Genomic DNA, 25,640 nt, shown 5'->3' with positions numbered 1-25,640 from the left:
GCCGCGGCCGACGCCCCGTCGCGGAGCTCGCCGGCGCCGGCGGCGAGGGCCTCCGCGCCGTCGGCGAGTTCGGCCGCACCGGCGTCGGCCCGTCCGGCGCCGTCGGAGAGCCGCGTGGCTCCCGCCGAGATCGTGTCGGTGGTGAGCAGGAAGAACGCCGCGAGGGCGATCAGGGCGATGGTCGTCGCAGCGGCGGCGATCCGCACGCCGAGGCCGTGGCGGTGCACGGCGGGGTCGGTTCTCGTCATCGAGTCTCCTGGGTTTCCGGCGCGCCGAAGGCGCCCGTGTGCGTGGGTGCAGGACCGACGGCGCCGGGGTGCCGGGGCGCCGCCACTCGTGTCCGCGCGGGGCCCTCGGCCGAGACGTCCGGCCGACGGTCGCTCCGTCGCGGCCGAAAGTGGCATGAATCTGGCAGAGCGCCCGTGCGCCCGTCAATGAACGTGCGAGAACTTCAGCCGGATCCGCCAATCGGCCCGCGGTGCACGCCCGAACCGTTGTGTCGGACCCACAGCGGATGCCGCGGCATCCGTCGCCTCAGACGTCGAACGAGTCGCCCGGCTCGAGGGGCAGGTACTCGCCGCCGCCCTGCTCGGTCGCCCACGCGAGGCGGAGATTCGAGAGCTCCTTGCCGGCACGCGAGAGCACCATCTCATGCGTCGGGAACGCGCGCTTCGGGTGGACCGCCATGACGTAGTCCATGGCCTCCGAGATCTTCATCCACGGCGCACCCGCGGGCGCTGCGAGGGCGTCCACCGCCACGCCCTCGGGCACGGCGAACGAGTCGCCCGCGTAATAGAGCGCGTCGTTCACGAGCACGCCGACGTTGTCGATGACCGGGATCGACGGATGGATCACGGCGTGCCGTCCGCCGAAGAAGCGGAGCCGGAACGGTCCGACCTCGACCTCGTCGCCGGGGGCGACGCGCCCGACCTCGATGCCGGCCTCGGCGGCCGCGGCGACGACGCCCTCGGGCCCGAAGACGCGGACGCCGGGGCTCCGATCGCGGATCCGCCCGAGCTGCTCGGGAGTCCAGTGATCGTCGTGCAGGTGCGTGATCACGACCGCGAGCGCGCCGGCGGCTTCCGTGATCGGGGTGGTGAACTTGCCCGGGTCGATGAAGAGCCGGTCGCCGGAGTGCTCGACGACGAGGGCGGCATGCTCGAGCTTCGTGACGCGCATGTTCCGAGCCAACACCGTGCGTGTCGTGCGCGCAACCGGGTTGCCCTGCCATGATCGCTGCATGTCGCGTGGCCCCCGTCGCCTCCTGCTCGCGGTGAACCCGAGCGCCTCGTTCGGTCGCAACCGGTCCATCGGTCCTGCCACCGCACGGCGGCTCGAGGCCGAGGGCTACGAGGTGACCGAGCTGCGCGCCGACAACTTCGAGCTCCTTCGACGGGAGGTGCAGGCGGCGTTCGAGGCGGGGACCGACGGGCTCGTCGTCGTCGGCGGCGACGGCATGGTCTCGCTCGGCGTCAACGTGCTCGCCGGGTCCCAGGTGCCGATGGGGCTCGTCGCCGCGGGGACGGGCAACGACCTCGCCCGAGCCCTCGGGCTGCCGCACGACGATCCCGAGGCCGGGATCGAGGCGCTCGTCGAGGCGCTCCGGCGGCCGTCGCAGTCGATCGACCTCGGGCTGATGCTGCACGGCGAGCTTCGCACGTGGTTCGCCTGCGTACTCTCGGCGGGCTTCGATGCCGTCGTCAACGAACGGGCGAACCGGATGACCCGTCCGCGCGGTCCGAGCCGGTACACGATCGCGCTCCTGCGCGAACTCGCGACCTTCACCCCCCGCCGATACGCGATCACGATCGACGGCGTCCGGCGCGAGCAGGCCGCGATGCTCGTCTCAGTGGCCAACACGCCGTCGCTCGGCGGCGGGATGCGGATCGTCCCGCACGCCGACCTCGCCGACGGCGTGCTCGACGTGTTCATCGTGCATCCCCTGTCGCGCATCGGCCTGCTCGGCGTGTTCCCGCGAGTGTTCGCGGGGGAGCATGTCGATCACCCGGCCGTCGAGTTCGTGCGCGCGCACCGGGTCCGCGTGGAGGCCGACGACATCATCGCCTACGCCGACGGCGAGCGCGTGGGGCCGCTCCCCGTCGAGGTCGAAGTCGTCCCGGGAGCGCTCCGGGTGTTCGCCTGACCGGGTACTCGGGCGCGGCCGGCCGCTCGATTTGGAATGGGCCGGAGCTGTATGCCATACTCGAACACGTCGCAGCGAGGCCCCATCGTTTAGCGGCCTAGGACGCCGCCCTCTCACGGCGGTAGCGCGGGTTCAAATCCCGCTGGGGTCACCAATGACAGGCGAACGCCCCCGCATCATGATGCGGGGGCGTTCGTCGTTTCCGCGGGCGGGTCGCTAGACTCGTCCGAGCGAAGGGGAGTATCCCGCCGGGCCGTTCGGTCCGGGCCACGATCGTCAGTACGAGCGCCGTCGAAGCCGCTCCGGGCGTGGCGGCGCATCCGATGCGCGGGGAGAGACTTTCGGCCCTTGCCGCACCCTCCGAAAGGCTCTCCGTGACCGCATTGCCCGTCTGGTTCGAAGTCGGTTCGCTCGTCGTCCTGACGCTGATCCTCGTCGCCGACCTGCTGATGGTGATCAAGCGCCCGCACGTCCCGTCATTCCGGGAGTCGACCCTGTGGGTCGTGTTCTACATCGCGCTGGCGCTCGTGTTCGCCGGTCTGATGTTCGTCATCGGCGACGCCGAGCACGGCGCCCAGTTCCTCGCGGGCTGGCTCACCGAGTACAGCCTCTCGATCGACAACCTGTTCGTCTTCGTCATCATCATGGCCAGGTTCGCGGTGCCGAGGAAGTACCAGCAGGAGGTGCTCATGGTGGGCATCATCCTCGCCCTCATCCTCCGCGGCATCTTCATCCTGCTCGGCGCCCAGCTGATCGAGAACTTCAGCTGGATCTTCTACATCTTCGGCGCCTTCCTGCTCTACACCGCGGCGCAGCAGGCGTTCGGCGACCACGAGGACGAGGGCCGTGATTCGGCGCTCATCCGGATGCTGCGACGCCGGCTGCCGATCACGAACGACTACGACGGCGTCAAGCTCCGCACGATGATCGACGGCCGCCGCTTCTTCACGCCGATGCTGATCGTGTTCGTCGCGATCGGCACCACCGACCTGATCTTCGCGCTGGACTCGATCCCCGCGATCTTCGGCATCACCCAGAGCCCCTTCATCGTGTTCACGGCGAACGTCTTCGCGCTCATGGGGCTCCGCCAGCTCTACTTCCTGCTCGGCGGCCTGCTCGAACGCCTCGAGTACCTGAAGTACGGCATCGCGTTCATCCTCGCGTTCATCGGCGTGAAGCTCGTGCTGCACGCGATGCACGAGAACGAGCTGCCGTTCATCAACGGCGGCCAGCACATCGAGTGGGCGCCCGACATCTCGACCTGGACCTCGCTCGCCGTGATCATCGGCGCGATGGCGGTCGCGACCGTGGCGAGCCTCGTGAAGGCGAACCTCGACGCCCGCCGTCGCGGCCACACGCTCGGCGAGGAGATCCCGCACTTCACCGAGGAGGGCGGCGAGGCCGAGCGGGATCGCGACGCCGACAGCTCGTCGGTCGAGCGTTGAGGGCCGCCTCCCCGGGACGAGGGTGACGCGAGCGCGGCGAGCGCTTGCTAGCGTGGAGCGACTGCGCCCCACGGCGTGAACTCTGCCCTGCCCAGAGAGGACCCGATCACGTGACGTCTGACGGCAGCGGTGTCGTGCCCATCCCCACGGGATCGGCCCGGATCGCCCACAGCGCCCGCACCCACGTCGGCAACGTCCGCACGGTGAACGAGGATTCGCTGCTCGCGCAGCCGCCCGTGTACCTCGTCGCGGACGGCATGGGGGGCCACGCTCGCGGCGACGCCGCGAGCCGCGCCGTGGTTGACACCTTCCGGCGGCACCTCGAGGCGGGCGCCCCGTCGACGCCCGAGCGGGTGCTCGACGCGATCCACAGCTCGAACGACGTGGTCCGTGCGCTCTCCGACGAGGGCGACGAGGGCACGGCCGTGGCCGGGACGACGGTCTCGGGAATCGCCCTGGTCGACGCGGGAGACGATCGCGGCGTGCACTGGATGGTGTTCAACGTCGGCGACTCGCGGGTCTACGCCTGGGACGGCCGGCGGCTCGAGCAGGTGACGGTCGACCACTCGGCCGTGCAGGAGATGGTCGACGCGGGCCTGCTGCGCGCGGAGGACGCGGAGCGGCATCCGGACCGGAACGTCATCACGCGCGCGATGGGCGCCGACGCCCACGTCGAACCCGACGTGTGGCTGATCCCCGCGACCGGACGCCAGGTGTTCCTCCTGTGCTCCGACGGACTGTCGAAGGAGATCGGCGATGCCGAGATCGGGCGGATCCTGGCGGGGCACTCGATGCACGCGGCGGGTCTCGCGGGCGAACTGGTGGATGCCGCGCTCGCGGCCGGCGCACGCGACAACGTGAGCGCGATCGTGGTGGAGTCCGATCTCGGCGGCGCCGCCGACGAGGACGGCACGACGCGCGACCGGGAAGTCGGCGTGGCGGCCGTGGTCGAGGAGACCACGCCGCGCGGGAACGGGGGATGACGTGGCGGAGTACGTGCCCGACCACGGCGGTCGCTGGCTGACCGCGGTGCGCGACGAGGCGCTGCTGGTGCTGCCCGCCGAACGGGCGGACGACCTGCTCGCGCTCTGGCCCCGCCTCGACGGTGCCGCCGCCGCGCACGTCATCGACCGCCTGGCGGGTGCGGGCATCACGGCCGCGCCGAGTTTCGCCCTCGTGGTGCGCGAGGGCGCGACGGGAACGGCGCGCGTGCTCGTGCGCGGCGAGCTCCGTGTGGAACTCGGCGAGGTCGAGGTGACCGGGGCGGGCGTCTCCACCTGGCAGGAGCGGGCCGTCGACGGGTACCCGGACGTCCGAGTGGCTGCCGGGGGCGCCGCGGAGGGGACCCGCCTGCCCATCGTCGAGGGCGTGGTGGCGGCATCCGTCGTCGAATGGGGCGTGGGAGCCGGAACCGAGCGGCCAGCTCGGGCGGTCGCGCCCGCCGAACCGGCCGCCGCGGCGGCCGTCAAGGACGTCGTGGCACTCGAGCCGCCTGCCGCCGTCGAGCCCGCCTCCGAGACCGTCGTGCCCGACGAGCGCACCATGGTCCCCGAGGACACGGTCGTCGGGGTCTCGCGGACCGAGCGGCCGACGTTCGATCGGCCGGCGCAGATCGTGCCACCCGACTTCGGTTCCGCGCCGTCCGCGTTGCCGGAGCCTGCGGTGCGCGGTGCCTCCGCGCTCGAGCACGGCGCGGCCGCGACCGCGACCGCGGCAGCGGCCGCGACGGTGACGCCCACGGCCCCGGCGGGGGCGCCCGAACTCGGCGACCACGACGGGCTGACGGTGGCCGCAGCCGACATCCGCCGCCTCCGCGACCAGCGCGACGCCGATGCGGCACGCGAGCCTGCGGCATCCGCCCCCGCGTCGCCGCCGCTCGCACTGCGCATGCCCGACGGGTCGATCGAACCGATCGTCGGCGAGATCGTGCTCGGGCGCGCGCCCGCGATCGGACGCGTGGCGGGCACCCGCGTGCCGCGGCCCGTCGTCATCGGCGCCGGCGACCCGGACATCTCGCGCACGCACCTGCGCGTCGCCGTCGAGGGCGGCACCGTCGTCGTCACCGACCTCGATTCGCGCAACGGCACCCAGGTCGTCGCGCCGGGACAGCCCCCGCTGCGGCTCCGCCCGTCGGAGGCGACCCCCGTGCTGCCCGACACCGTGATCGACCTCGGCGGCGGCTGGAGCGTCCAGGTGGTGACGCGCTGATGCGGCGCCCGCCCGCCGCGCCGCCCGAGCTGCCCGGTCACACGCACCTCGGCCTCCTCGGATCCGGCGGCTTCGCCGACGTGTACCTCTACGAGCAGCGCCTGCCGCGCCGCAAGGTCGCCGTGAAGGTGCTCCTCGCGGACGACATCGACGCCTCGACGCGCGCCCAGTTCGTCGCCGAGGCGAACCTCATGGCGCGGCTGTCGGCGCACCCCTTCATCGTCACGATCTTCCACGCCGACGTCTCGGCCGACGGCCGCCCGTACTTCGTCATGGAGTACTGCTCGGGACCGAGCCTGTCCGAGCGGTACAAGCGGCAGCCGCTCTCGGTCGAGGACGCGCTGCGGACCGGCATCCGCCTCTCGGGTGCCGTCGCGACGGCGCACGCCGCCGGCATCCTGCACCGCGACATCAAGCCCGCGAACGTGCTGACCAACGACTACGGATGGCCCGCCCTCAGCGACTTCGGCATCTCCTCCGACCTCGAGGGCGACCTGCCCGTCCACACGATGAGCTTCACGGGGGATGCCGCGGCCACCGGCTCCGGGACGGGCTCGGATCGCGCGGCCGTGGGCATGAGCGTGCCGTGGTCGCCGCCCGAGATGTTCGAGGACGACCCGCGACCCGACACGCGCAGCGACGTGTTCGCGCTCGCCGCGACCGTGCACACGCTGCTCGCGGGGCGGACGCCGTTCGAGGTCCCGGGCCGCTCGAACGGCCCGCTCGACCTCATCGGGCGCATCGAACGCGGCCGGATCACGCCGATCGGCCGCGACGACGTGCCGGCGAGCCTCGAGTCGGTGCTCGCGACCGGCATGGCCGTGCGGCGCGAGGACCGGTTCCGGAGCGCCGTCGAACTCGGTCGGGCGCTGCAGCGCATCGAACTGGAGCTCGGATACTCGGTGACCGGGATCGAGGTGCCCAACCTCGTCGAGTCGTCGGGCTCGGGTGACGGGCCGGACGGATCAACGCCGGCATCCGACGACGAGCCCGCGACCCGCGCCCGGTCGGTGCGGGTCGTCGAGGCCGGCATCCCCGCGCCCGGGCCCTGGGCGGCCTCTGCAACGGCGTCGGACGAGGCCGCGGCGATGGCGGACCGCGGGGCCGGCGCGCCTCGAACCGCGGTCGCCGCGGTCGGCGCGGTCGCCGACGACGCGACGCACGTCCGGGGCGTGCGCGAGGTCGCGGCTCAAGCGCCTCCGACGCTCGGGTCGGCGCCGGTGGAGGACGGCACGGTGATCCGCCCGGCGCTGAGTCCCACGCCGGCGAGCGAGCCCGTGGAGGGCGCGACGACCGCGGCGCCCGGACGACGCGGGAGCGACGGCGCGCGGCAGGCCGGCGACGCCCCGACGGGCGGCCGACGCGCGATCGCCGGGATCATCACGGCCGTCGCGGGCATCGCGGTCATCGTCGCGGTGAGCGCGGCGCTCCTGCTCGGCGGTGCGCTCGGCGGCCCGGGCGGGGAGTCGGATGACGACTCGCCGACGACGGCGGAGGACGCGGTGGTCGCCGCGACCGTGCCGGCACCAGTGGTCGAGCCCGGCGCGATCGCCGATGGGAGGGCGGTCTTCGCCGTGAGCCACGTCGGCGCGGAGGACGGCGATCGCTACCGGTGGCAGCGATCCGACGGTTCGGGTTCGACCGCCGTCGCCGACGGGCCCGAGATCGTCGTCGACGGCGTCGCGGCCGGGCAGACGGTGTGCATCGAGGTGCAGGTGCAGCGCGGTAGCAAGACCTCGGAGCCGGTCACGGGGTGCATCCCGTGAGGCCGCTCCGGGTCGAGTACTGCGGCGAGTGGTACACCGTCGAGGCGGGGAGCACGTTCACGATCGGGCGCGAGTCCGACCTGACGATCGACGACAACCCGTACCTGCACCGCACCTTCCTGACGCTCTCGAGCGAGTTCGGCCTGTGGTGGCTCTCGAACGTCGGCCAGCTGCTCTCCGCGACGGTGTCGGATGCCACGGGCAGCGTGCAGTCCTGGGTGGCGCCGGGTGCGAAGCTGCCGCTCGTGTTCAAGTCGGTCCACGTCATGTTCAGCGCGGGCGCCACGACGTACGACTTCACGGTGCACGCCGAGGAGGACTTCTACAACACCTCGCTCACCGCCGCACCCGCCGACGGCGGCACGACGATCCTGCCGGTGACGCTCACCACGAGCCAGCGGCAGCTGATCGTCGCGCTCGCCGAGCACGTGCTCTCGCAGCCGAGCGCGGGGCGCGCGACCGTGCCCTCCTCGGCCGAGGCGGCGGCGCGGCTCGGCTGGAGCATGACGACGTTCAACCGGAAGCTCGACAACGTGTGCGAGAAGCTCGACAAGGTCGGCGTCGACGGCCTGCGCGGCGGTCGGGGCCGGCTCGCCGTGAACCGACGGGCCCGGCTGGTGGAGTACGCGGTGGCGACGCGCCTCGTGAGCGCGGAGGACCTGGAGCTGCTCGACGCGGACGGCGGCAGGGGCGCGGCGCGCGACGCCTGATCGCGGGCGTCCGATCGCCGGAGGCCGATCTCCGGTTCGCGCTGCACGCTGCGGGGGATCCTCTCCGGATCCGTCGCCGGGTGGGGACCGCTCCCCATTTCGGGGGCCCCGAATCGGCGTGTTAGCGTATGCGCGACCCGCCGGTCTCTTCGGCGGTGATATCCGACGCCCTACCGACGGAACGCACCGGGGGAGACGAATCTGTGGTCACGTTGAGATCATGGGCGCGGTCGCGCCGCAACGTCGCCTCGGCCGCCGCGCTCGCCGTGCTCGCAGGCGTGCCCGTCGGCCTCGCCGTGGCGCACCAGGGATTCCCCGTCACCGACCCGGACCTGCGAGCGCGCGAGGTGTGGGTCACGAACGCCGAGGAGCTGCTCGCCGGCCGCCTCAACCGTCAGATCGAGGAGCTCGATGCGGCCGTCGCGACGGCGACGAACGAGATCGACGTCTTCCAGGACGGCGACGACGCCTTCCTCTTCGACCCGGGCGTCGGCTCGCTCGAGCGCATCGACCCGTCCTTCACGACGCTCGTGCAGCGCATCGACGTGCCGCCGGCGTCCGAGATCGCGTACGCCGGCGGCGTGCTGGCGGTGCTCTCGCCCGAGGGCGAGCTCTGGCGCGTGCACGCCGACGGCGACCTCGCGTTCGACTACCGCGGCACCGACCCGATCGCGGAGCCGGGCGTCGGCGCGCACGTGGCCGTCACGCGCGAGGGCACGATCCTCGCCACGGCGCCCGGCGACGGCGAGCTCGTCTCGTTGGCGCGCGAGGCGGCGGAGCCGACGATCGTCGAGCTCCCCGCCGTCGGCGAGCACCAGCTCGCGGCCGTCGGCGAGCGCGCCGTCGTCTTCGACGAGGAATCCGATCGCGTGGTCGTCGACGGGCGCGAGATCGCGCTGCCCGAGCCGGCCCTCCGCCTCCAGCAGTCCGGGCCCGAGCACGAGAGCGTCGTGCTCGCGACCGCGACGGGCCTCCTCGAGGTGCCGCTCGGCGGCGGTGCGGTGCGTGCCGTCCCGAACGGCGGCGACGTCGCGGCGGCGGGCGCCGGAGAGGTCGCCGCGCCCGTGCGCCTCGGCGAGTGCGCGCACGGCGCCTGGGGCGGCGCCGTCGGCCGGTACCTGCTCGCGTGCGCCGACGCCGACCCGCAGTCGACGGCGATCCAGCAGCCGACCGCCGGATCTCGGCTCGAGTTCCGCGTGAACCGCGACGTGATCGTGCTGAACGACCTCGCCAACGGCAATGCCTGGCTCGTCGACTCCGACCTGCGACTCGTCGACAACTGGGAGGAGGTCACGCCGCCCGAGGAGAGCGATGAGCTCGAGGGCGACGAGAAGTCGGCCCAGCAGACGTTCGAGGACACGCTCGCCGAGCGGACCGACGTGAACCGTCCACCCGTGGCACGCGACGACGAGTACGGCGTGCGGCCCGAGCGCACGACGGTCCTCGAGGTGCTCGAGAACGACACCGATCCCGACGGCGACGTGCTCACGATCGCCAGCACCTCGGAGGTCTCGGAGGCCGCGGGTCGGCTCGAGCTCATCGACGGCGGGCGCGCCCTCCAGTTCACCCCGGCGATCGGGGCCGCGGGCAGCGTGTCGTTCCGGTACGGCGTCGACGACGGCCGCGGCGGCGTCGCCGAGGCATCCGTCGACGTGCGCATCGTGCCGGAGAGCGAGAACGCCGCGCCCGCCGCGCTCCGCCAGGCCGCGATCAGCGTCGAGCAGGGCCAGCAGCTCTCGTACAACCTGCTCGCCGACTGGAACGACCCCGACGGCGACGACCTGTACCTCGTCAACGCCTCGCCGACGGGCGGCGACACGGTGCGATCAAGCCCCGACGGGACGATCACGTTCGAGCACCGCTCCGCCGAGCTCGGCACCAAGGAGGTGCAGTACACGGTCTCCGACGGGCAGACGACGGCCGCCGGCACCCTGACCGTCGAGGTGAGGCCCACCGGCACCCTGAACCCCATCGGCACGCCCGACTTCGCGCAGGCCTTCGCCGGCGAGACGACGCTCATCGAACCCCTCGCGAACGACCTGTCGCCGTCCGGGGCGGGGCTCGAGCTGCTCGGGCTCGAGGAGGCGCCGGAGGGCCCGTCGATCACGCCCAACATCGAGCGCGGCACCATCGCGTTCTCCAGCACCGAGCCGGGGGAGTACGTCTTCCTGTACACGCTCGGGGCCGGCGCCGCCACGAGCAAGGGGCTCGTGCGCGTGCAGGTCGTCGAGGCCCCGACCGAGGTGCTGCCCCCGATCGCGGTCAAGGACACCGCGTACCTGCGCGCCGCCGAGCCGCTGACCGTGCCGGTGCTCGCGAACGACGTCTCGCCCTCCGGCCGCGTGCTCGCCGTGCAGTCGATCGACGACTCCGCCGCCGACGGGCTGGTCTCGGTCGAGATCCTCACCAACACCGTGCTCCGCGTGACCGCGTCGCAGGCGCTCGATGCGCAGCTGCAGGTGTCGTACACCGTCTCCGACGGCGTGAACTCGTCGACCGCGAGTGTCACGATCGTGCCCGTTCCGCCGCTCGTCAAGCACCAGCCGCCGATCGCGGGAGACGACGGCGCCATCGTGCGCGCGGGCGACATCGTCACGGTCGACGTGCTCGAGAACGACACCCATCCGGATGCCGCGACGATGCACCTCCTGCCCGACCTCGTCGAGGTCGACGCTCCCGAGGGGCTGGCGTTCACCGACGGCGACCGCGTCCGCTTCCAGGCGCCCGAGGAGCCCGGCGTCTACGGCGCCGTCTACACGGTCGGCGACGAGTCCGAGCAGACCGCCCGGGCGACCGTGCGGTTCACGGTCGTCGGGCGCGATGCCGGCGAGAACCGAGCCCCGCTGCCGACGCCGCTGACCTCGCGGACGTTCGCGGGGTCTGCGGTCAAGGTCGACGTACCGCTCGACCAGCTCGATCCCGACGGCGACTCGGTGACCCTGACGGGGATCACCGTCGCGCCCGAGCTCGGCCGGGTCGTCGAGCGCACGAGCACGTCGTTCACCTACGAGGCGTTCAGCGGTTCGGCCGGCACCGACGCATTCCGCTACGAGGTCCGCGACACCTTCGGCGCGACCGCCGAGGGCACGATCCGCATCGGCGTGATCCCGCGGCCCGAGGTGCAGCTGCCGCCGAAGGCGGTCGACGACGCCATCGAGATGAAGCCGGGCCGCACCGCGTCGGTCGAGGTGCTCCTGAACGACTCCGACCCGAGCGGCTACCAGCTGCACGTCGCCGGCCTGCCCGAGGTCGACGACGACATCGACGCCGAGATCCGGGACCGCCGCCGGATCGTGGTGACCGCCCCGCAGCAGGAGGCCGCGTACACGATCCGCTACGAGATCTCGAACGGCCATGGCGGCGCCGACACGGCCTTCCTCCAGATCGCGGTCACAGAAGACGCCGTGATCGATCCGCCCACGGCGGAGGACCAGGTGATCGAGCCGGAGGACGTCGTCGACGGCGAGGTCGTCACGGTCGACCCGCTGGCGGATGCCACGAACCCGGGCGGCCTCGTGGAGGACCTCGCCGTCTCGCTCGAGGGGCCGAACGCCGGGCGAGCCGTGGTCGCCGCCGACGGCACGATCGACGTGACGCCCGGACGCCAGCGCTACGCGGTCGCCTACCGCCTGACGAACCAGCTCGACGACCTCTCGGCGATGGCGTTCGTGATCGTGCCGCCCGTGCCGTCCGGCGACGACACCGTCGAGGAGACGCAGCGACCCAAGACGCCGGAGGAACTGATCGCCGAGGAGAAGGCGAAGTTCCCCGCGCCCCACCTGAAGGACCTCGGCGAGGTCATCGTGCCGATGAACGGCCGCATCAGCTGGAACGTCGACGACCTCGTCGTCGTGCCCTCCGGGAACCCGGCGCTCATCCTGTCGGCGACCTCGACGAACGCGGGCGAGCCCGCGTTCGTCAGCGGCACCGCCGTGCAGTACGTGCCGGCGGCCGACTACCGCGGCGCCGCGTCGCTGACCTTCGAGGTGACGGACGGCGCGGGCGCCGACGATCCCGTCGGGCGCACCGCCATCCTGACCGTCCCCATCACCGTCGGCGACCCGGACTTCAACGACACCCCGCCGACGTTCACGCCGCGCAGCGAGACCATCGAGGCGGGCGAGGCGCCGCTCGACGTCGACCTCCGCTCGTCGACCGACCAGCCGAACCCCGACAACATCCAGCGCGTGGAGTACCGCAACCTGCAGGGCGCGAACGCCGACATCGCCGCGAGCATCGTGGAGGGCTCGATCCTCCGGCTGTCCTCGCCGCTCGGCGTGCAGCCGGGCACCGAGGCGCGGATCTCGTTCGACGTGGTCTTCAACGAGTTCACGGTGCCGGGGTACGTCGACGTGAAGGTGGTCTCGTCGACGAGGGCGCTGCCGAAGGCGAACGACGACGGGCCCGTCGAGATGGTCCGTGGAGGCACCGCGACCGTCGACGTGCTCGCCAACGACTTCAATCCGTTCGCGCCCGACGCGCCCCTCACCGTGGTGAGCGCCCAGATCGACCAGGCGGATGTCGGCGCCGGCGCATCCGTCTCGTACACCGCGTCGACCGTGACGGTCAACGCGGGCGCGGCGTTCACGGGCACGCTGAGCGTCGTGTACCGCATCCAGGACGGCACGAAGGACCCGGCACGCGAGGTGCAGGGCCGCGTCATCGTCGTCGTCCGCGACGTTCCGGACCGTCCGGCGGCGCCGTCGATCCAGAACTCCGGTGATCGATCCGTCACCATCCGCTGGGCGGCACCGGCCAACAACAACTCGCCGATCACGGACTACGAGGTCCGGTACAACGGCCAGACGAAGTCCTTCGGCGCCGGCGCCGCGGGCGTGAACCAGCAGTTCACCGGGCTCACCAACGGCACGGCGTACACCTTCCAGGTCAGGGCGAAGAACGCCATCGGCTGGGGCCAATGGTCGCCGCAGTCGGCGTCGGCGACGCCGTACGGCACGCCGGGCGCACCGACCGGCGTCAACGCGCAGGTCAACGGATACGCCCCGACGAGCGTCGACGTGAGTTGGAATGCGCCCTCGAACACCGGCGGCGGCGCGGTCCGCTACGACGTCCGGATCGACGGCGGCTCGTGGCAGAACTCCGGGCAGGACCGCACCCACCGGTTCACGGGCGTCGGCGCGGGATCGCACACCGTCTCGGTCCGCGCCGTGAACCTCGGCAGCGGCAGCGCGGGCACCGCGTCATCCGATTCCTTCTCCGTGCAGAACGAACCGAAGGTCGTCGCCCTCAGCAAGGGCGCCCGGGTCGGGTACTACAGCGGCCCCTACGGCTACTGCGGCGGCGACTGCTGGCACTACAACGTGAGCGTGTCGGGCTTCCCCGACGGCCAGACCTCCGGCTACGCGTGGTGCAACGGCACCCGCCTGAACACCAACATCCGCATCGACGTCTCGAACGGTCGCGGGAGCTACACGGGCTCCTTCCCCGACTCCTGGTGCGGCCACGCGAACGCGTACGTGATCATCGGCGGCGTCCAGAGCAACACCTGGTGACCCCGGCGACGGCGAGAACGACAGGAAGAGACACCGCATGACCGTGACCCAAGACCAGGCCAGCTGGTTCCAGGACGCCTTCTCGAAGCTCGTCGACAACGTCGACCGGGCGATCCTCGGCAAGCGCGACATCATCGAACTCGTCGTGACCGCGATGCTCTCCGAGGGGCACGTGCTGCTCGAGGACTACCCGGGCACGGGAAAGACGGTCCTCGCGAAGGCGCTCGCGAACACGCTCGACGGCACGCACTCGCGCATCCAGTTCACGCCCGACCTGCTGCCCTCGGATGTCACGGGCGTCACGATCTACGACCAGGGCAAGGGCGCGTTCGAGTTCCACCGCGGCCCGATCTTCGCATCGGTCGTGCTCGCCGACGAGATCAACCGCGCGAGCCCGAAGACGCAGTCGGCCCTCCTCGAGGTCATGGAGGAGGGGCGGGTCACGGTCGACGGCGTCGGCTACGAGGTCGGCAGTCCCTTCATGGTCATCGCCACCCAGAATCCCGTGGAGCAGGCCGGCACCTACTCGCTGCCGGAGGCCCAGCTCGACCGCTTCCTCGTCAAGACCTCGCTCGGCTACCCCGACCACGACACCGCGGTCACGCTGCTGCTCGACTCGGCGAACCGCGCGCGCGCATCGAAGGTATCGCCGATCATCGCGTCGAGCTCGGTGACGACCATGGCGCGGCTCGCCGCCGACGTGCACGTCGACGCGGCCGTGCTGTCGTACCTCAACCAGATCGTCTCGGCCACGCGCGACCACCGCGACTCGGCGCTCGGCGTCAGCATGCGCGGCGCGCTCGCGCTCGCGCGCGCGGCGAAGACCTGGGCGATCTCGCGCGGACGCACCTACGTCACGCCCGACGACGTGCGCGAACTCGCCGTGCCGGTGCTCGCGCACCGCATCATCGTCGACCCCGAGGCGGAGTTCGCCGGCGCGACGGCCGAGGAGATCGTGCGCACGGTGCTCGTCGAGATCGCGCCCCCGGCGTATCGCGCGGCATGACGACCGGCATCGACGCGCCCGCGTCGACGCCGCCCGAGCCGGCGGCGCCGGCGCCCCATGCCGGCGCCCCGGCGGCACGCGCAGCGGCGCCCTCGCAGTCGCGCATCGCGCTCCGCTCCGCCGGGCGCTCGCTCGCGGCATCCGCTCGCTCGCTCGCCGACGGCCTGCGCCGCGCCGGCCTGGCCGCGGGCGCGTTCGCCGCGCCGGTCACGGGCGTGATCTCACCGGTCGGATGGCTCGTGCTCGCCGCGAGCGTCGTCGCGTTCGCGCTCGCGTGGCCGCTCGGCTGGATCGAGCTCGCCTTCGTGGGGGCGACGCTGCTCGCCGCACTCCTCATCGCCGTTCCGTTCACGTTCGGCCGGATGGCGTACCGCGTCGGGATCGAACTGCAGCCGCGGCGCGTGGTCGCCGGCGAGCGCGCGCTCGGCCGGCTCGTCGTGCAGAACAGCGGTGACGCGGCATCCGTGCCCTCGCAGCTCGAGCTGCCCGTCGGCAGCGGCCTCGCCGAGTTCCTGATCCCGACGATCGCGGCGGGCGGCGAGCACGAGGAGCTGTTCGCCGTGCCGACCGAGCGTCGTGCCGTGATCGTCGCCGGCCCAGCGGCATCCGTTCGCGGCGACCAGCTCGGCCTGCTCCGGCGCGAGGTGCGCTGGACCGACCCCGTCGAGCTGTTCGTGCATCCCGTGACGGCACGCCTGCAGCCCTCCGCAGCGGGCCTCGTGCGCGACCTCGAGGGGGAGGTCACCAAGACCATCACCGACAACGACATCTCCTTCCACGCGCTGCGCGCGTACGAGCCCGGCGACGCGCTGCGGAACGTCCACTGGCGTACGTCGGCGCGCACCGGCCAGCTCATGGTCCGCCAGTACGAGGAGACCCGGCGGTCGCAACTGCTGCTCGTGCAGCCGACGAGCGCCGACCACTACGCCTCCGAGGCGGAGTTCGAGCTCGCGGTGTCGGTGCTCGCGTCGCTCGGCGTGCAGGTCATCCGCGACGCCACGCGGCTCGCGGTCGCCACCGACCGCCTGCGGCTCGGCACGGCGACGCCCACCGCCCTCCTCGACGACACGTGCCGGATCGCCCCGATCGACGAGGGCGCAGCGCCCGTGCGCGACGTCGTCCGGGAGGCGGGCCGCCGCATCCCGGCGCCGAGCGTGCTCATCGTCGTCGGCGGGTCGCGTGCGCCGCTCGCGGAGTTCCGCGCCGCCGAGACCGTGTTCGGGTCGGACACCCAGGTGATCGTCTTCCGAACCGAGGCGGGCGCCGCGTCGCGCATCACGCGACTGGGGGAGTCGACGATCGTCACCGTCGGCTCGCTCGACGAACTGTCGCGCCTCGTGAGGAGGGTGCGCCCGTGAGCAGGATCCCGCGCAGCGGCATCGTCGACCTCGGCGTGCTCTCGGTACTGTCGCTCCTCGCGATCGCCGGGTACGAGACGAGCTTCGGCGGCCTCGACTTCCTCGCGGCCGCGCTGGCCGGCATCGTCGTCGGCACGCTCGCCGCGGTGCTCGGCTCGATGCTGCGGCTGAACGTCCTCGTCACGGTGCTCCTCTGCATCGTGCTGTACTTCGCCGTGGGCACGCCCTTCGTGATGCCGGGCGACGCGTTCCTCGTCGTCCTGCCCACGCTCACCTCGCTCGCAGGGCTCGCGGTCGGCGCCGTGCACGGCTGGGCCGACATCGTCACGATCGCCGCTCCGGTCGAAGCGCCCGACTACGTCGCCGCGGTCCCGTACGCCGCGGCCGCGGTCGTCTCGCTCGTCGGCGGGATGCTCGTGCTGCGATGGCTCCCCGGCCGGCGCACGCCGCTCCGCGCGGCCGTCGTGCTCATCGGGCCGGTGCTGCTCTTCCTCTCGGGCATCCTGCTCGGCACCGACGAGGCGTTCCTCGCGCCGGTTCGCGGCGTCGCGTTCGCGGCGCTCGCGCTGACCTGGCTCGCGTGGCGCCGTGGCACCGGCATCGCGACCGGCGACGACGGCGCCGCGCGCCTGCGTCGCCGGAAGCTCACGGGCTCCGCGATCGTCGTCGCGGGCGCCGTGACCATCGGGGCGATCGCCGGCATCGCGGTGGCCCCGGTCGCTCCCGACCGCTTCGTCCTGCGCGACCGGGTGGTTCCGCCGTTCGACCCGCTGGAGTTCCCGAGCCCGCTCGCCGGGTACCGGGAGTACACCAAGGAACTCGCCGAGTCGCCCGTCTTCATCGTCGAGGGGCTCGAACCCGGCGACACGCTCCGGCTCGCGGCGATGGACTCGTACACCGGCCGCCTCTGGAACGTCGCAGGTCCGGAGGAGGCGGCCGCCGACGGCGGCTACTCGATCGTCGGCTCGACGCTGCCCGCGCCCGACCTCGCCGAGCTCGGAAGCGCCCGGTCGATCGAGGTCGAGGTCGAGGCGTACTCGGACGTGTGGCTTCCGACCGTGGGCTACGGCTCCACGCTCGAGCTGCTCGACCCGGGGTCGCTCGAGCAGGCGGGCGACCTCCGCTACAACGCCGAAGCGGGCACCGCGGTGCTCACGAGCGGCGCCGCGGAGGGCACGCGCTACCGCCTCCACGCGCGCGTGCAGGTCGAACCGGACGACACCGAGCTCGTCGACGTCCCGGTGGCCCGGCTCGCGCTGCCGCCGGTCGAGAACCTGCCCGACGTCGTCGCGGCGAAGGCCGAGGAGTACGCGGGCGACGCACCGAGCCCGATCGAGCAGCTCCGCAACCTCGAGCGTGCGCTGAAGACGAACGGGTTCCTGAGCCACGGGCTCGCGAGCGACGCGGTCGCCTCACGCGCGGGGCACGGAGCCGATCGGCTCATCGAGCTCTTCACGCGCAGCCGGATGGTCGGCGACGAGGAGCAGTACGCGGCGGCCATGGCGCTCATGGCCCGTCACCTCGGCTACCCGTCGCGCGTGGTCATGGGGTACGCACCCGAGATCGCCGAGGGCGGCGGCGCGGTCGAGGTGCTCGGCGCGGACGTCACGGCGTGGGTCGAGGTGCCCTTCGAGGGCGTCGGCTGGATCGCGTTCCGACCCACCCCCGACAACGTCGACGTGCCGCAGGAGCAGACGCCGAAGCCGAAGGCCGAGCCGCAGCCGCAGGTGCGCCAGCCCCCGCGCGCCGAACACGCCGACGACGAGCTGCTCACGACGACCGAGATCGACGACACCGACGAGGACGACCGCGACCGGCCGTTCCAACTGCCGGCGTGGGCGTGGGCGATCATCGGCGCGATCGGCATCCCGGCCGCGATCGTGCTGCTGCCCATGCTCGTCGTCGCGATCGCGAAGCGCCGACGGCGCGCCATCCGCCACCGCGGCCCGGCGGACCGACAGGTCGCGGGTGCCTGGGCGGAGCTGGTCGACCGCTACGCCGAACTCGGCTTCGACCCGCCGGAGCGGTCGTCGCGACTGCAGACCGCGCGGGCCCTCGAACGACAGCTCGACGAGCAGGGCCTCCGCGACGTGCGCCTCGCCGGTCGCGCTCCACTCTCGACGCTCGCGGCCACGGTGGACCGCGACGTATTCGGCGGCGACGAGGTCGGGTCGGCGACCATCGAGCGCCGATGGACCGAAGCGGATGCCGCGGCCGCGGCGGTCGCGGCGGCGGCCGGCCGGATGCGACGGTTCGTCGCCAGGTACCGGCTCCGTCGTCGCGGATGACGCCGGGTGACGACGACGGCGCGGGTTAAGGTGGGGGCGTGAGCGACCCGGACTTCATCGTGCCCCCGCCGGGGCTCGTGCCGGACGCGCCCGAGGCGGATCGAGGGGACGGGCCCGAGGGCACCGTGCGGGCCGAGCGCGCGCTCCCCGGATTCCGCCCGCCGCCCGGCATCCGCCCGCCGTCGGCGCTGCCGATCGCGCCATCCGGCGTCGCGCCATCCGGCGCTGCGCCGTCCGGCGCTGCGCCGTCCGTCGCCGGGCGATCCGCCGCCGTTCCCGCCGCGCCGGCCGAGCCCTCGGCCCCGCACGCGCCGACCGGCTCGTGGCGGCTCCGGAGCGCCGACGGCATCGCGTTCCAGGTGATCGACCGCGTCGTCGCCGGTCGCGACCCGAGCCCGCCGGCCTGGCTCCATGGCGCCGTCCTCATGGCGATCCCCGACCACACGCGATCGATGTCGAAGACCCATGCGCTCCTCGAGTCGAGCGGTGGCCGCCTGCTCGTCACCGACCTCGACTCGACGAACGGCGTCCGCGTGTGGCCGGACGGCGAGGAGCCGGTCGACCTGGAGCCCGGCGTGCCGGCCGAAGCGCCGCTCGACGCGGTGATCCTGCTCGGCGACGTCGCCTTCCTCGTGGAACGGGCTCCCGCGCAGTCGGTGTAACCTGTGGGCATGCGTGCTCGGCGACTTCTCCTTCGGTGCCGCGGCGGGGCCCAGTCCTGAGGCCTTCCCCGCCGCGGAGTCCGTCGACGGCCGATCACCCTCCCGAAGGAAGACGAACCGCATGAACGACAGCACCCCGAACCCGTCGCGTCCGCGCACCCTGGCCGAGAAGGTCTGGGACGCGCACCTGGTGAAGAAGGGCGAGGACGGCACCCCCGACCTCATCTACATAGACCTGCACCTCGTGCACGAGGTCACGAGCCCGCAGGCGTTCGACGGGCTGCGCATGGCCGGGCGCCCGGTCCGCCGTCCCGACCTCACGATCGCGACCGAGGACCACAACACCCCGACGCTCGACATCGACAAGCCGATCGCCGATCCGACCAGCCGCACGCAGATCGAGACGCTCCGCCGCAACGCCGCCGAGTTCGGCATCCGCCTGCACTCGCTGGGCGACAAGGAGCAGGGCATCGTCCACGTCGTGGGCCCCCAGCTCGGCCTCACGCAGCCCGGCATCACGGTCGTCTGCGGCGACAGCCACACCTCGACGCACGGCGCCTTCGGCGCGATGGCGTTCGGCATCGGCACGAGCGAGGTCGAGCACGTGCTCGCCACGCAGACGCTCCCGTTGAAGCCCTTCAAGACCATGGCCATCACGGTCGAGGGCGAACTGCGCCCCGGCGTGACGGCGAAGGACATCATTCTCGCGGTGATCGCGAAGATCGGCACGGGCGGCGGCCAGGGCTACGTGCTCGAGTACCGCGGCAGCGCCATCCGCGCGCTGTCGATGGACGGCCGCATGACGATCTGCAACATGTCGATCGAGGCGGGTGCGCGCGCCGGCATGGTCGCGCCCGACGAGACGACGTTCGAGTACCTGAAGGGCCGTGCGCACGCGCCGCAGGGCGAGGACTGGGACGCCGCGGTCGAGTACTGGAAGACGCTGCCGACCGACGAGGGCGCGGTTTTTGACGCCGAGGTGTTCATCGACGCCGATGAGCTCGAGCCCTTCGTCACCTGGGGAACGAACCCCGGGCAGGGCGTCTCGCTCAGCGAGTCCGTGCCCGACCCGGCCGCGATCGAGGACCAGCACGAGCGCGCCGCCGCCGAGCGCGCGCTCGAGTACATGGACCTCGAGCCCGGCACGCCGCTGAAGGAGATCCCGGTCGACGCGGTCTTCATGGGCTCGTGCACGAACAGCCGCATCGAGGACCTCCGCGCGTTCGCATCGATCATCAAGGGCCGCACCAAGGCCGAGGGCGTGCGCGTCATGGTCGTGCCCGGCTCGGCACGCGTGCGCCTCGAGGCCGAGGCCGAGGGCCTCGACAAGGTGTTCGAGGAGTTCGGCGCCGAGTGGCGCTTCGCCGGCTGCTCGATGTGCCTCGGCATGAATCCCGACCAGCTCGCGCCGGGGGAGCGCTGCGCGTCGACCTCCAACCGCAACTTCGAGGGGCGGCAGGGCAAGGGCGGCCGCACGCACCTGGTCTCGCCGCTCGTCGCGGCCGCGACCGCGGTGCGAGGCACGCTCTCGAGCCCGTGGGACCTGGAACAGGATGCCGCGGCCGAACCGGTCGGCGCCGGCGCGAAGGGCGGCAACTGACCATGGAGAAGTTCAGCACCGTCACCGGCGTCGCCGCCCCGCTTCGTCGCTCGAACGTCGACACCGACCAGATCATCCCCGCCGTGTTCCTGAAGCGCGTGACCAAGACCGGGTTCGAGGACGCCCTGTTCTCCGCATGGCGTCAGGACCCGGAGTTCGTGCTCAACCAGCCGGCCTTCGCGGGCGCCGAGATCCTGATCGCCGGCCCGGACTTCGGCACCGGTTCGAGCCGCGAGCACGCGGTGTGGGCGCTGCGCGACTACGGATTCAAGGTCGTGGTCTCGAGCCGGTTCGGCGACATCTTCCGCGGGAACGCGGGCAAGCAGGGCCTCCTCGCCGCCGAGGTCGCCTACGAGGACATCGAGCGGCTGTGGGAGGAGATCGAGGCGGAGCCGGGAATAGCCGCGACCGTCGATCTGGTTGAGCGTACGGTGAGCATCGGCAGCCTCACAGTCGCCTTCGATATCGATGACTACACTCGGTGGAGGCTGCTCGAGGGGCTCGACGACATCGGGCTCACCCTCCGGGACGAGCAGGCCATCTCCGACTTCGAGGCGACTCGGGCGGGGTGGCGGCCGACGACGCTCCCCATCAGGGAGCCGGCAGAGACAGGGAACTGAGTGAACACACTCGTGGATGACGCGAAGCAGCACGGCACGGCGGTCGGCCTTCCGGTCGACCGCATCACGATCAACGGTGGCAAGCCGCTTCGTGGTCGGATCGAGCTGAAGGGGGCCAAGAACCTCGTCACCAAGGCGATGGTCGCGGCGATCCTCGGCGACACGCCGAGCGTCCTGAAGGACGTCCCGAACATCAGCGACGTGCGCATCGTGCGCGGGCTCCTCGAGGTCCACGGCGTGACCGTGACCGAGGGTCCCGAGCCGGGCGACCTCATCCTCGACCCGGCGGCGGTCGAGTCGGCGCACATGGCCGACATCGACGCGCACGCGGGCTCGAGCCGCATCCCGATCCTCTTCTGCGGGCCGCTGCTGCACCGCCTCGGCGAGGCGTTCATCCCCGACCTCGGCGGCTGCCGCATCGGCGACCGACCGATCGACTACCACCTCGAGGTGCTGCGCAATTTCGGCGCGATCGTCGAGAAGCTGCCGAGCGGCATCCGCATGTCGGCGCCCACCGGTCTCAGGGGCGCGAAGGTGTCGCTGCCCTACCCGAGCGTCGGCGCGACCGAGCAGGTGCTGCTCACCGCCGTGCTCGCCGAGGGCATCACCGAGCTCACGGGCGCGGCGATCGAGCCCGAGATCATGGACCTCATCAACATCCTGCAGAAGATGGGCGCCATCATCACGGTCGACACCGACCGGGTGATCCGCATCGAGGGCGTCGACCGGCTGCAGGGCTACACGCACCGGGCGCTGTTCGACCGCAACGAGGCCGCCAGCTGGGCGGCCGCGGCGCTCGCGACCGAGGGCGACATCTTCGTGGGCGGCGCCCGCCAGCCCGAGATGCTGACCTTCCTCAACATCTTCCGCAAGGTCGGCGGCGCGTTCGAGATCGAAGACGACGGGATCCGCTTCTTCCACCCCGGTGGCGAGCTCAAGCCCGTCATCATCGAGACCGACGTGCACCCCGGGTTCATGACCGACTGGCAGCAGCCGCTCGTCGTGGCGCTGACGAAGGCCAAGGGCGTCTCGATCGTGCACGAGACCGTGTACGAGCAGCGCTTCGGCTTCGTCGACGCGCTCGTCGAGATGGGCGCGTCGATCGACGTGCACAAGGAGTGCCTGGGCGGGCGGCCGTGCCGATTCGGCCAGCGCAACTTCAAGCACTCCGCGGTGATCTCGGGCCCGTCGCAGCTGCATGGCGCCGACATCGAGGTGCCCGACCTGCGCGGAGGGTTCAGCCACCTGATCGCGGCGCTCACCGCCGAGGGGCGCTCGACCGTGTCGAACGTCGGGATCATCGCGCGCGGCTACGAGAACTTCATCACCAAGCTGGAGCTGCTCGGAGCGGACTTCGCGCTCGAAGGATAATGGGTCAGTGCCCCATCGTGATCCCTCCGTCGTGCCCGCAGTGAAGCCCGGCGCGGAGAAACGCCGTCCGTCGTTCTTCTGGGTGCTGGCCGCGCTGGTCCTCCCGCTGTGGAGCCTCGGCGTGAAGTACCGCTTCCACCACCCCGAGCGGATGCCGCAGGCCGGCGCCTTCGTGCTCTCGCCCAATCACTACAGCGAGATCGACCCGCTCGTCATGGGCGTCGCCTCATGGCACCTCGGGCGGCTGCCGCGGTTCATGGCCAAGGCGTCGCTGTTCAAGAATCCGGTGCTCGGATGGTTCCTCCGCACGTCGGGCCAGATCCCGGTCGAGCGCGCCGGCAGCAGCAGCCATGCCGCGATCCGTGCCGCCGAGGAGCTCGTCGAGAAGGGCCGCATGGTCATCGTCTACCCCGAGGGGTCTCTGACGCGCGACCCCGACCTCTGGCCGATGCGCGGCAAGACCGGCGCCGTGCGGATCGCGCTCGAGCGCGGCATCCCCGTCGTGCCGGCGGCCCACTGGGGCACGCAGCAGATCATGCCCCGCTACGCGAAGAAGGTCAGCTTCTTCCCGCGCAAGACCGTCGACGTGATCGTCGGCGAGCCGCTCGACCTGTCGGCGTACGAGGGCAGGCCGCTCGACCAGGCGACGCTGCTCGCCGCGACGAACGACCTGATGAACGCGATCGCCGCACTCGTCGGCGAGCTGCGCGACGAACGGCCGCCGGCCGAGCGGTGGGACCCGGCCAAGCACGGGCAGAAGGAGACGGGACGCCTCGATGGCTAGGGCCGCGCGCCGCGCGCCCGGCAAGCGCGTCGCCGTGCTCGGCGCGGGCAGCTGGGGCACGACGTTCGCGAAGATCCTCGCCGACGGCGGCGCCGACGTCATGCTGTGGGCGCGCCGACCCGAGCTCGCTCGCGAGATCCAGGAGGCCAAGCGCAACAGCGACTACCTCCCGGGCGTCAACCTGCCGATCGGGCTGCGGGCCACGAGCCGGCTCGACCTGGCGCTCGCGGGCGCCGAGCAGGTCTACATCAGCGTGCCCAGCCAGACCCTGCGCCAGAACCTGATCGCCGCCGAACCGCACCTGCACGCCGAGGCGACGATCGTCTCGCTCATGAAGGGCGTCGAGAAGTCGACGGGCCATCGCATGAGCGAGGTCATCGCCGAGGTGCTGCCGATCGCCGAGTCGAAGATCGCGGTGATCTCGGGGCCGAACCTCGCGCTCGAGATCGCGAAGGAGCAGCCCACGGCGGCCGTGGTCTCGTCGTCGAGCCTCGAAACCGCGCAGTCGGTGGCCTCCGTCTCGCGCAACCGGTACTTCCACTCGTTCGTGAACACCGACGTCATCGGCACCGAGTTCGGCGGCGTCCTGAAGAACCTCATCGCGGTCGCGATCGGCATCGTCGACGGCGCCGGGTACGGCGAGAACACGAAGGCGTCCATCATCACGCGAGGCCTCGTGGAGATGACCGACTTCGCGGTCGCCTACGGTGCGCACCGCGACACGCTCTCCGGGCTCGCCGGCCTGGGCGACCTCATCGCGACGTGCCAGTCGCCGCTGTCGCGCAACAACACGGCCGGGCGCCTGCTCGGCCAGGGCTACAAGCTGCCCGAGGTCGTCAACCAGATGCAGCAGACCACCGAGGGACTCGCGTCCGTCGGCCCGATCCTCGAACTGGCGCGCGCCAAGGGCGTCGAGATGCCCATCGTCGAGCAGGTCCGGCAGGTGCTCGCCGGAACCCTCGCACCGAAGGACATCGCGCCGCACCTCACGACCGACGACGAGCCGCAGGGCGAAAGGACATTGGATGGACAAGCTCAGGGTGGTTCTGCTCTTCGGAGGGCGCTCCAGCGAGCATTCGATCAGCTGCGCCACGGCGGCGGGAGTGCTCAGGGCGATCGACCGTGAGCGCTACGAGCTGATCCCGGTCGGCATCACGCGCGACGGCGCGTTCGTGCTCGAGGCCGATGATCCCGACCGATTCCGACTCGATCCGGAGCACCTGCCCGAGGTCCACGACAACGGCACGCGCGTGCGCTGGCCGCAGTCGGCCGCCTCACGTGAGTTGCACGTGGTGACCGCGAGCGGCGAGGAGTCCTCGCTCGGCGAGGTCGACCTCGTCTTCCCGATCCTGCACGGCCCGTTCGGCGAGGACGGCACGATCCAGGGGGTCTTCGAGCTCGTCGGCCTGCCCTACGTCGGGTCGGGGGTGCTCGCGAGCGCGCTCGGCATGCACAAGCACTTCACCAAGACGGCGCTCGCCGCGGCCGGGATCCCGGTGGCGCCGTGGCGCACGGTGACGGCGCGGCAGTGGGCGGACGACCCGGAGGGAGTGCGCGCGGACGCGGCATCCCTGGGCCTGCCCCAGTTCGTGAAGCCGGCCCGCGCCGGGTCGAGCGTCGGCGTGAGCAAGGTGGCGGATGCCGACCAGCTCGACGCGGCCCTCGAGGTCGCGTTCGCCGAGGACGACACCGTGCTCGTCGAGTCGGCCGTGATCGGGCGCGAGGTCGAGATCGGCGTGCTGGGCGGCGCTCCCGGCGAGCGCCCTCGCGCCTCGGTCGCCGGCGAGATCGTGCTCACCGGCGACGGGTTCTACGACTTCGCGGCGAAGTACCTCGACGCGCCCGGCGTCGACCTCGTGTGCCCCGCCGAGCTCGGCGACGGGCGACTGGAGGAGATGCGCGACCTCGCGATCCGCGCGTTCGACGCGATCGGCGCCGAGGGCCTCGCGCGCGTGGACTTCTTCCTCACCGACGAGGGCTTCGTCGTGAACGAGCTCAACACGATGCCGGGCTTCACGCCGATCTCGATGTTCCCGCGCTGCTGGCAGGAGTCGGGCGTGAGCTATCCCGAGCTGATCGACGAGCTCATCCGGGTCGGTCTGGCGCGAGGCGTCCGCGTCGGCTGACGACTGCGGGGGGCGGACGGGGTGTCGGGCTCGCGCGCCG

At 72.1% G+C, this 25,640-nt stretch carries 18 protein-coding genes, 1 tRNA gene and 1 pseudogene; 18 read left to right on the top strand and 2 right to left on the bottom strand.

Annotation, left to right across the window (positions count from 1 at the left end; all coding sequences use genetic code 11):
• Positions 1–248: pseudogene (locus tag ACSJD1_RS13345) on the bottom strand (hypothetical protein); the annotation flags it as partial.
• A 286-nt stretch (positions 249–534) separates the two neighbouring features.
• Positions 535–1,179: an MBL fold metallo-hydrolase gene (locus ACSJD1_RS13340; protein WP_438855776.1), complete on the bottom strand. Its 645-nt coding sequence runs from the start codon at positions 1,177–1,179 to the stop codon at positions 535–537.
• A 61-nt stretch (positions 1,180–1,240) separates the two neighbouring features.
• On the opposite strand from ACSJD1_RS13340, the gene ACSJD1_RS13335 reads away from it, so the two are divergent.
• The 18 genes from ACSJD1_RS13335 (at position 1,241) to ACSJD1_RS13250 (ending at position 25,600) form a co-directional block, all read left to right on the top strand.
• A complete protein-coding gene (locus ACSJD1_RS13335; protein ID WP_438855775.1) occupies positions 1,241–2,143 on the top strand; it encodes a diacylglycerol/lipid kinase family protein in 903 nt (300 codons plus the stop codon).
• 78 nt (positions 2,144–2,221) lie between these two features.
• Positions 2,222–2,297: transfer RNA gene (locus ACSJD1_RS13330), tRNA-Glu, on the top strand.
• 169 nt (positions 2,298–2,466) lie between these two features.
• Positions 2,467–3,588: a TerC family protein gene (locus ACSJD1_RS13325; protein ID WP_438855774.1), complete on the top strand. Its 1,122-nt coding sequence runs from the start codon at positions 2,467–2,469 to the stop codon at positions 3,586–3,588.
• A gap of 110 nt (positions 3,589–3,698) precedes the next feature.
• Entirely contained in the window at positions 3,699–4,571 is an 873-nt protein-coding gene (locus ACSJD1_RS13320) for a PP2C family protein-serine/threonine phosphatase (RefSeq protein ID WP_438855773.1), read from the top strand.
• A gap of 1 nt (position 4,572) precedes the next feature.
• Positions 4,573–5,796, top strand: coding sequence for an FHA domain-containing protein (locus tag ACSJD1_RS13315; protein WP_438855772.1), 1,224 nt, complete (start codon positions 4,573–4,575; stop codon positions 5,794–5,796).
• On the top strand, positions 5,796–7,562 hold the full coding sequence (locus ACSJD1_RS13310) for a serine/threonine-protein kinase (RefSeq protein WP_438855771.1): 1,767 nt from the start codon (positions 5,796–5,798) through the stop codon (positions 7,560–7,562). Before ACSJD1_RS13315 ends, ACSJD1_RS13310 begins: the two co-directional genes overlap by 1 nt.
• Positions 7,559–8,272: an FHA domain-containing protein gene (locus ACSJD1_RS13305; protein WP_438855770.1), complete on the top strand. Its 714-nt coding sequence runs from the start codon at positions 7,559–7,561 to the stop codon at positions 8,270–8,272. Before ACSJD1_RS13310 ends, ACSJD1_RS13305 begins: the two co-directional genes overlap by 4 nt.
• Before the next feature lie 203 nt (positions 8,273–8,475).
• Complete coding sequence (locus ACSJD1_RS13300; RefSeq protein WP_438855769.1) at positions 8,476–13,785, top strand: Ig-like domain-containing protein; 5,310 nt, start codon at positions 8,476–8,478, stop codon at positions 13,783–13,785.
• A 37-nt stretch (positions 13,786–13,822) separates the two neighbouring features.
• Positions 13,823–14,791, top strand: a complete 969-nt coding sequence (locus ACSJD1_RS13295; RefSeq protein WP_438855768.1) for an AAA family ATPase — start codon at positions 13,823–13,825, stop codon at positions 14,789–14,791.
• Complete coding sequence (locus ACSJD1_RS13290) at positions 14,788–16,149, top strand: DUF58 domain-containing protein (protein WP_438855767.1); 1,362 nt, start codon at positions 14,788–14,790, stop codon at positions 16,147–16,149. The genes ACSJD1_RS13295 and ACSJD1_RS13290 overlap by 4 nt, the downstream gene beginning before the upstream one ends.
• Complete coding sequence (locus ACSJD1_RS13285; protein WP_438855766.1) at positions 16,146–18,437, top strand: transglutaminase family protein; 2,292 nt, start codon at positions 16,146–16,148, stop codon at positions 18,435–18,437. The genes ACSJD1_RS13290 and ACSJD1_RS13285 overlap by 4 nt, the downstream gene beginning before the upstream one ends.
• Before the next feature lie 38 nt (positions 18,438–18,475).
• Positions 18,476–19,099 (top strand): FHA domain-containing protein, encoded by a 624-nt coding sequence (locus ACSJD1_RS13280; protein ID WP_438855765.1) that lies wholly within the window; start codon positions 18,476–18,478, stop codon positions 19,097–19,099.
• A gap of 121 nt (positions 19,100–19,220) precedes the next feature.
• On the top strand, positions 19,221–20,699 hold the full coding sequence (gene leuC, locus ACSJD1_RS13275) for a 3-isopropylmalate dehydratase large subunit (RefSeq protein WP_438855764.1): 1,479 nt from the start codon (positions 19,221–19,223) through the stop codon (positions 20,697–20,699).
• A gap of 2 nt (positions 20,700–20,701) precedes the next feature.
• Positions 20,702–21,319 (top strand): 3-isopropylmalate dehydratase small subunit, encoded by a 618-nt coding sequence (gene leuD / locus ACSJD1_RS13270; protein ID WP_438855763.1) that lies wholly within the window; start codon positions 20,702–20,704, stop codon positions 21,317–21,319.
• Complete coding sequence (murA, locus tag ACSJD1_RS13265; protein ID WP_438855762.1) at positions 21,320–22,690, top strand: UDP-N-acetylglucosamine 1-carboxyvinyltransferase; 1,371 nt, start codon at positions 21,320–21,322, stop codon at positions 22,688–22,690.
• Positions 22,691–22,697: 7 nt separating this feature from the next.
• On the top strand, positions 22,698–23,474 hold the full coding sequence (locus tag ACSJD1_RS13260) for a lysophospholipid acyltransferase family protein (RefSeq protein WP_438855761.1): 777 nt from the start codon (positions 22,698–22,700) through the stop codon (positions 23,472–23,474).
• Entirely contained in the window at positions 23,467–24,600 is a 1,134-nt protein-coding gene (locus tag ACSJD1_RS13255) for an NAD(P)H-dependent glycerol-3-phosphate dehydrogenase (RefSeq protein ID WP_438855760.1), read from the top strand. The genes ACSJD1_RS13260 and ACSJD1_RS13255 overlap by 8 nt, the downstream gene beginning before the upstream one ends.
• Entirely contained in the window at positions 24,500–25,600 is a 1,101-nt protein-coding gene (locus ACSJD1_RS13250; protein ID WP_438855759.1) for a D-alanine--D-alanine ligase family protein, read from the top strand. The genes ACSJD1_RS13255 and ACSJD1_RS13250 overlap by 101 nt, the downstream gene beginning before the upstream one ends.
• Positions 25,601–25,640: the final 40 nt, after the last annotated feature.

The sequence above is a fragment of the Agromyces excoecariae genome (assembly GCF_051715505.1).
Lineage (GTDB): Bacteria > Actinomycetota > Actinomycetes > Actinomycetales > Microbacteriaceae > Agromyces.
This window is presented reverse-complemented; position numbering and strand designations above follow the sequence as displayed.